The sequence below is a fragment of the Arthrobacter sp. B0427-1-12 genome (genome assembly GCF_059092905.1).
Window position 1 is genome coordinate 1 of sequence record NZ_JBNHIC010000102.1, and the last position, 6174, is coordinate 6174.

A 6174-nucleotide genomic window follows, 5' to 3' on the forward strand; every position below is an offset into this window, starting at 1 on the left:
GGATGGAACGGGCGGAAACGCTGCTCCGGGGTTTCCGCCCGCCCCGTTGGCCGGCTCATGGGTACCGGCCCTGTCGCCTGTGCCGGCAGGATCACGGGTCGAGGACATCCCACCAAGCGGACGACACTGTCGATTCTGGCACTGGAGCCGCACCCGGGGAAGGCTCCCTGCCGGCTGCCTGCGCTGGGGTCGGTCCGCCGGAATGAGTTGGTGCCCGGGGCGGTGCGGAGACCGCCGGGCCTGATTGGTCCGGTTCACCTGGGCCGGATCTATTTGGTCCGGGTTTCTTTGGCCGGGGGGTCAGATCGGTGATCAGCGCGCCGGCGGCGTGTTCGCGCACGGCCGTGATGGCCCTGACAATGGCGGTTTTGTCCGAAAATCCGTCCGAGACCGCCACGACCGCACCTTCGCCGGTGGTCAGCCGGAACCGGAGCAGCCCGCCGGCATCGGTGAAGATTTCGAATCCTCCGGCCATCACAGAACCTCCCCCTGCGTATTTTGAGTGCTGTGCGCAGACTACCGGCAGAGCCGGCGGTTTCCGCCCCCGGGTTACCTCCCGGAACCCCAACCGGGCCCCCGGCCGCCGCAGGGGACCGGCTCCGGTCCGTCTGCCGCACCGGGGCGGACGCACGGCCGGTGCGGTGGTGTCACAGAAGGGCCACCGTTTTCGCCCGGTGCCCGGGGCCGGGAGACAATCCCGCCATGGGAACAGGGGAGCCGGGCAGTACGGGCGGTGCAGGGCAGCCGGGCGGCACAGGGGATGCGGTCCGGGTGGGAGGCGATCCGGCGGGCACGGCCGCGGCGTTCTGTGATCTGCTGCTGGCCTGGAGCCGCCGCGGGCAGACGGAACCGGCCGGCACGGTCCTGGTGGAGAGCCTGCGGTCGCTGGTCTCCCCGCTGTCGGGGTGGGAATCGGACCGGGGCCTGGCGCTGGCCCGGGACATCCTCGCCGCCATTGGTTCACCGATCTATGACATCGATGCCGAACCGGCACAGGGCCGGCCGGATGTGTGCTGGTTCAGGATCCTGGAGCCTGCCGCCGGCGGCCGGGTCCCCGGCAGCGTGGCACTGGTGCTGACCCTGGTCAGATGCGGGGACGGCCGCTGGCGCATCCACGGCATCGGCGACCCGGTCCCGGCCCCGGGCATCCCCCGTCCGGAATGAAGGACCGGCCATCCGGCCGGCCGGAACCTGCGGCAGCACGTCCTGAATCCTTGAAGGGCAGCAGTGCCCGGGGTGTCAGCGCGACAAGAACATTCTCGTCCGTGCCGGATTCTTTGCAGGTACCGGACAAGGGCGGAAAGGCTCCCGGGAGACCATAAATACCCCGCTGCCGGCGCTTTCCTGAATCGGCCTTTTTTGAACCGCTCGTGGTGGCCGGTTGGTGGCCGTTCTGTGCTTTCAAAAGCGCTGCCGGGATACGTAATATTTATATGGGGAAATTGTCCCCGTTATTGAGGAGTCGCTTCGCATGGCACAAAAGGTGGAAATCGTCCTGGTCTCTGATCTGGACGGTGGGCCGGCGGACGAAACGGTGCATTTCGGCATGGACGGCACGAACTATGAAATTGACCTGTCCGCAGGGGACGCTGCCGCACTGCGTAAGGCCTTCAGGCAGTATGTGAAGGCCGGCCGCAAGGTCCCTGCGGCCGCGTCACCCCGGGGCAAGACCCGGCCCGGGCCAGCGGCCGGGGCCGGCCGTGGGGATACCCGGAAAATCCGTGAATGGGCCAGGGAACACGGTTATGACGTTTCCGGGCGGGGCCGGATATCCTCCGAAGTCGCTGAGGCATACCAAAAGGCTGTGGCCTGATCCACCACGGGAACACTGAGATCATTCAGCCCACTTTAATGTGCCCTCATATGCGCCGTTTACCGGTGTGTGCATGAATTCCTGTCACCTCCATGACACCGGTGCTGATCCCTTCACCGCTTGTCGCTGTTCCAGTCGACCAGTGTGCACTTTGGCCGCCGGGACCGGGTAGAAGACGGAAAACTGGCGGCCCGGGCCGGGCTGCAGGTGAACCGTTCCGGGTTCGCCACGGTGGGTTCGAAGAACCGGGAGACGGTCGCGTTCGAGGCACCGTCCCGAGCACCCCGGGGAGGGCGCGCAGCATGTCCAGGTCCGAGGCGTATTCGTCTCCGGAGGCCAGCAACACCACCAGTGAGCCCAGGATCAGCCCCGGCCCGTGAACCGCTGCGGAGGGCGCGAACCGGGCCAGCCGCTCCTCGCACAGCCGTCCGAATCCGAGGGCATCGACGAATCCGGCCAGACCCCTGGCACCGGCGTGGGAGACCAGCGACTGGCCAGTGAAAGCGACCGGGACGGAAGGGAAAACGCGGGTGCGATTAAACACTGGAAGGGTTTTTAATCGCTCGACTGAATAACGGCTTCGACGACCACTATTTTCCCAGCTCAGAGCACCCTTCCACTGTATAAAAACGCGGCCCGGCCACCGGCCTCATAAAAACACTAACTGCGCTGTGCCGCCCCTCGGGTCTCTGACGGATTCGGGAGCACATCTGCTTTTGGTCCAGCTCAGCACCGGCAGATGCCGGAATCCTGAAATCCGCCGTGATATGGAATTGATGAAGAAACATAATTCCTTAACATTTTCAGCCGAGAATGAGAAAATGGCCGTGGTTTACGGATTGGGAATTAGCTGCATTTGCCGCTCACATCCCCAACCGTCAACGGCTGCAGCGAGAAGATCCGCAAACCCGAAAGGGTGCCGATCGGCACTTCGTAAACCCATGTTCGGAGAAGACCATGCAGAACAAGACCAGGCAGATCATCGGAACGGCGGCAGTTTCCGGCATTTTCCTCGCCGGCGGAGTCACCGGAGCTCAGGCTGGCGAAGACATCGAAGACACCACCGGTGTCGCCACCGAAACCGTATTCATAGTCGCCTCTGAGCCGGATCCGATGGAGGAAGAGGAAGAGCCCGAGGAAGAGGCGGAGGCTGAGGCAGAGGCGGAGGCTGAGGCTGAGGCAGAGGCAGAGGCTGACGGAGCAGAGGCTCGGGCTCGGGCAGAGGCTCGGGCAGTGGCTCGGGCAGAGGCTCCGGCTGAGGAAGAGGAGCCGGCTGAGGAAGAGGAGCCGGCTGAGGAAGAGGAGCCGGTCGAGGAAGAGGAGCCGGTCGAGGAAGAGGAGCCGGTCGAGGAAGAGGAGCCGGCTGAGGAAGAGGAGCCGGTCGAGGAAGAGGAGCCGGCTGAGGAAGAGGCTCCGGTCGAGGAAGAGGCTCCGGCTCCGGCTGAGGGCTAGACTCCCCGCATCTGCAGGTGACGGGGTCCGGCGTGCGGGTGCTGCGGTATCCGCACACCGGTGCCGGAGCCATCCGCCGGTGCGCCGGGCCGTTACGGCTTCGGACCCCCGCGGCCGGACATCCTGCGGTTCAGGAACATGATTCAAGAACATTTGGGGCCTCGCCCGCCAACCTGCGGCGTTCGGACCGGCTCTGGCCGATGCTGTCCGTAGCTGCTCGCCTCCCTGAGCGGGAGGACCGGTGACCGGAGCGGTTGTCGGCTGTGGCCTTACTGGCTGGTTTTTCTTTTGACCGCTTCCACGCGCTGCCGCAGTTTTTCCTCGGCCTCGTCGCGGCGGTGCCACAGGGCCCGCAGATCCTTGTTGGAGACGGAGCCGGGGCCGGGTGCGGCCTTCTCCGGTGTGCTGGGTGGGGCGGCGTGAGCGGCCTCGGATGCTTCATCGCAGGAAGAAGCGAAGAACCGAACGCATCAACGGGCGCGGCGGAATGGTCCCGGCACGGCGTCCGGGACGGTTCAGGCGGACCGGTTACGGTCCGGCGCAGTCCGTTTAGCCGGTACGTTATGGTGCGTGCTGCCCCAGGGTGTGCAGGTGCCGGTGGAGACGGGACGGTCCTTAGAATTCCTCGTCGGCTGCCGGTTCCGGGTCCGCTGCGGCCTATTTGAGGTCCCGGGCCATCGCGGGCAGTTCACTGCGGCTGATCCCGGCCGTTCCGCCCAAGCACCGACCGATTCTGTCGGCGAGCCGGGCGACGGGCAGGGTGTCCGATTCCGGTGCCGGTTCCTGCATGATGCCGCTGATCCTGGCCGGCAGCGCATGCGAAGTCATTGTCATCGTTGACCGGTTTTTCCGTGCTTCGGCCTGCCTGCCGCCCGTGCGGTGAGCAATCCGGCCGGGGATTTTTTCTGCAGTGCGGGCGTACACCCCGCACGGGCACAAGCCTGCCACAGGAATCCGGGGAGCAGCAGGGACCAGCCGGGCACCAGGTCAATCCGGGCACCGGGTGGCCGGCCCCGATCCTCCGCCGGGCGGATACTTAAGGAGGTACGGGATGCCTCGAGGAATCAGGCCTAAGACGGACCTAGCAGGCTCCGGACCGGTGACGGGAGGTTCCGGCAGTGTTGTCGGATGAAGAGCGCAGGCGGCTGGAGGAACTGGATCGCGAGTTCGGCGCCCGGGACGCGGAACCGGTTCACGGACTGTTCTCCGGCCCGAAGGCCCGGGTTGTGTCTACGGTCCTGGCCGTGGCGGCCGTGGCGGGCGGGGCGGTGCTGCTGATTACCGGTATCGCCGCAAAGCTCACCCTGCTCGGGGTGGCCGGGTTCGTGCTGATGTACGCCGGCGTGTACCGATACGTGAGCCTGCGCTATCGCGGCCGCCGCTTCCCCTGACCGCAGTCGGGCGCGGGCGGACAGGCCTGACCGGCAGCCTGTCAGAATGGGGGCAGCGAACCTTGCGACGGCCAGCCCGGACGCCAATGGCCTTCCTGTTCCGCTACCGCAAACCCACCGGCCAATAAGACCGACATACGCGCCACAGCCGCAACTGCTCCTGCCGGGGGAGCGGATCATAATGGGAATAAGGTGAGGAAACACCTTCAGGGGTTTCAAACCGGTCCGGGCCTGCCGGCGGTTGAGGCAAGCCCGTGCCGGAGCATGCGGGAGATGTCCGGTGTTGTCGTATGAAGAGAACAGGCGCCTGGCGCAGCTTGAGCGTGAACTGGCCGCCGAGGATCCCAGGCTGGCACGGATTCTGTCCGAGGGGTTCGCCGGTCCTCCGCCCGGGGCGGTGCGCCGGGCGGTCCTGACCGCGGTGATGGGCGCGGCTGTGTTCATCCTCGGCATCGCCTCGGAGTTGGCGGTTTTCACCATTGGCGGATACCTGCTGATGTATGCGGCTGTTCTGCGGTTTTTCTTTTTGTGCTGTTGGGATGACAGCTGCCCTTAGGACCGGCAGGAGCGCACGGAGCCACTGCCTGAACCAGTAGAGCACCGGTACCGTCTCTACCGTTTCCGGATGCCGGTGAGGAGGAAGAACGCCGGTCAGCTGGGAGTGTGCCGGGTGTCCGGGCGGGACGCCGGGACCGGGGGCGCGGGTGTGGTGCCGGCTGCTTTTCGGAGGGCCTGCAGCAGGGTGGCCAGCGAGCCGCCCTTGGGCAGGAACGCGCTGATCCCCGGATTGGTTGTGTCTCCGGCCCGGGTGGCCGGATTGGCGGTGAGCAGCAGGATGCGCATGTCCGGGTCCTGTGCCAGGATCCGCTCGGAGGCTTCCAATCCGGTTCCGTCGCCCAGATCATGGTCCATGATCACCACATCGGGTCTGCGGTCCAGGCACAGCCGGATGCCGGATCGACGCCGGTGGCGTGCCCGACGCAGTCCAGGTCCGGTTCCCGGTTCAGCGCGCTGATGAGCAGCTCGGCGAACCGGGGGTGGTTGTCAACGATGGCAACGCGCGTGGGTCTCACCGGTGCTTCTGTCCTTCACTGCTTCGAGGACCGCAGGTCCCGGGCCGGTATATGGGAAGGCTTCCCGGTCCCTGCCCCTGGGGCGTGAGGCCGGGAAGCCAGCATGCCCACTTTAGGATTGGCCTCCCGGCCGGGACAATCCCCGCCCCGGGCCGGCAGGAGCGCGGATAAACCAGAGGTGATGACACCGGTTGCACCGTCTTCAGCCCGCCGCCGGTACGGCTGAGGATCCGGCCGGGGCTTTTCAGCCTACCCGGTACCGGTAACAACGTAAGGATGCCATTGACTGTGCTCAGCATGCCCATGACAGCCGGGTGCATCGCTCAGGATGAGGCGGCTGTTCGCTCACTGTTCCCGGGCCGCCTTGGCCTCATATGTGGCGGCTGAGGATGGCCTGGCTGACCTCCTTGATGGCGTGGGTGATCCTGATGCCGCGGGGGCAGGC

General features: G+C 66.1%; 9 protein-coding genes and 1 pseudogene. 5 read left to right on the forward strand and 5 right to left on the reverse strand.

The genetic code is table 11. The features are described 5' to 3' along the window. Window positions 1-91 precede the first annotated feature (91 nt). Window positions 92-475 (reverse strand): YegP family protein, encoded by a 384-nt coding sequence (locus AC5RWU_RS23410; protein ID WP_493986572.1) that lies wholly within the window; start codon window positions 473-475, stop codon window positions 92-94. A gap of 227 nt (window positions 476-702) precedes the next feature. On the opposite strand from AC5RWU_RS23410, the gene AC5RWU_RS23415 reads away from it, so the two are divergent. Beyond that, on the forward strand, window positions 703-1164 hold the full coding sequence (locus AC5RWU_RS23415) for a hypothetical protein (protein WP_493986573.1): 462 nt from the start codon (window positions 703-705) through the stop codon (window positions 1162-1164). Window positions 1165-1471: 307 nt separating this feature from the next. Further along, a complete protein-coding gene (locus AC5RWU_RS23420; protein WP_493986574.1) occupies window positions 1472-1813 on the forward strand; it encodes a histone-like nucleoid-structuring protein Lsr2 in 342 nt (113 codons plus the stop codon). Between the two features lie 209 nt (window positions 1814-2022). On the opposite strand, the pseudogene AC5RWU_RS23425 reads toward AC5RWU_RS23420, so the two are convergent. Beyond that, window positions 2023-2357: pseudogene (locus AC5RWU_RS23425) on the reverse strand (IS1380 family transposase); the annotation flags it as partial. 413 nt (window positions 2358-2770) lie between these two features. On the opposite strand from AC5RWU_RS23425, the gene AC5RWU_RS23430 reads away from it, so the two are divergent. After that, window positions 2771-3265: a hypothetical protein gene (locus AC5RWU_RS23430; protein ID WP_493986575.1), complete on the forward strand. Its 495-nt coding sequence runs from the start codon at window positions 2771-2773 to the stop codon at window positions 3263-3265. A 657-nt stretch (window positions 3266-3922) separates the two neighbouring features. Here AC5RWU_RS23430 and AC5RWU_RS23435 read toward each other — a convergent pair. After that, window positions 3923-4093 carry a hypothetical protein gene (locus AC5RWU_RS23435; protein WP_494037341.1) on the reverse strand — a complete coding sequence of 57 codons (171 nt, stop codon included), beginning with the start codon at window positions 4091-4093 and terminating at the stop codon, window positions 3923-3925. A gap of 290 nt (window positions 4094-4383) precedes the next feature. Here AC5RWU_RS23435 and AC5RWU_RS23440 point away from each other — a divergent pair, with 290 nt between their 5' ends. Both AC5RWU_RS23440 and AC5RWU_RS23445 read left to right on the forward strand, forming a co-directional pair. Then, a complete protein-coding gene (locus tag AC5RWU_RS23440; protein ID WP_493986577.1) occupies window positions 4384-4656 on the forward strand; it encodes a DUF3040 domain-containing protein in 273 nt (90 codons plus the stop codon). A 280-nt stretch (window positions 4657-4936) separates the two neighbouring features. Next, a complete protein-coding gene (locus AC5RWU_RS23445; protein ID WP_493986578.1) occupies window positions 4937-5212 on the forward strand; it encodes a DUF3040 domain-containing protein in 276 nt (91 codons plus the stop codon). 95 nt (window positions 5213-5307) lie between these two features. Here AC5RWU_RS23445 and AC5RWU_RS23450 read toward each other — a convergent pair whose 3' ends face one another. Together AC5RWU_RS23450 and AC5RWU_RS23455 are read right to left on the reverse strand one after the other, a co-directional pair. Continuing rightward, window positions 5308-5568 (reverse strand): hypothetical protein, encoded by a 261-nt coding sequence (locus tag AC5RWU_RS23450; RefSeq protein WP_493986579.1) that lies wholly within the window; start codon window positions 5566-5568, stop codon window positions 5308-5310. Between the two features lie 2 nt (window positions 5569-5570). After that, window positions 5571-5729, reverse strand: coding sequence for a hypothetical protein (locus AC5RWU_RS23455; RefSeq protein ID WP_493986580.1), 159 nt, complete (start codon window positions 5727-5729; stop codon window positions 5571-5573). Between the last annotated feature and the right edge of the window lie 445 nt (window positions 5730-6174).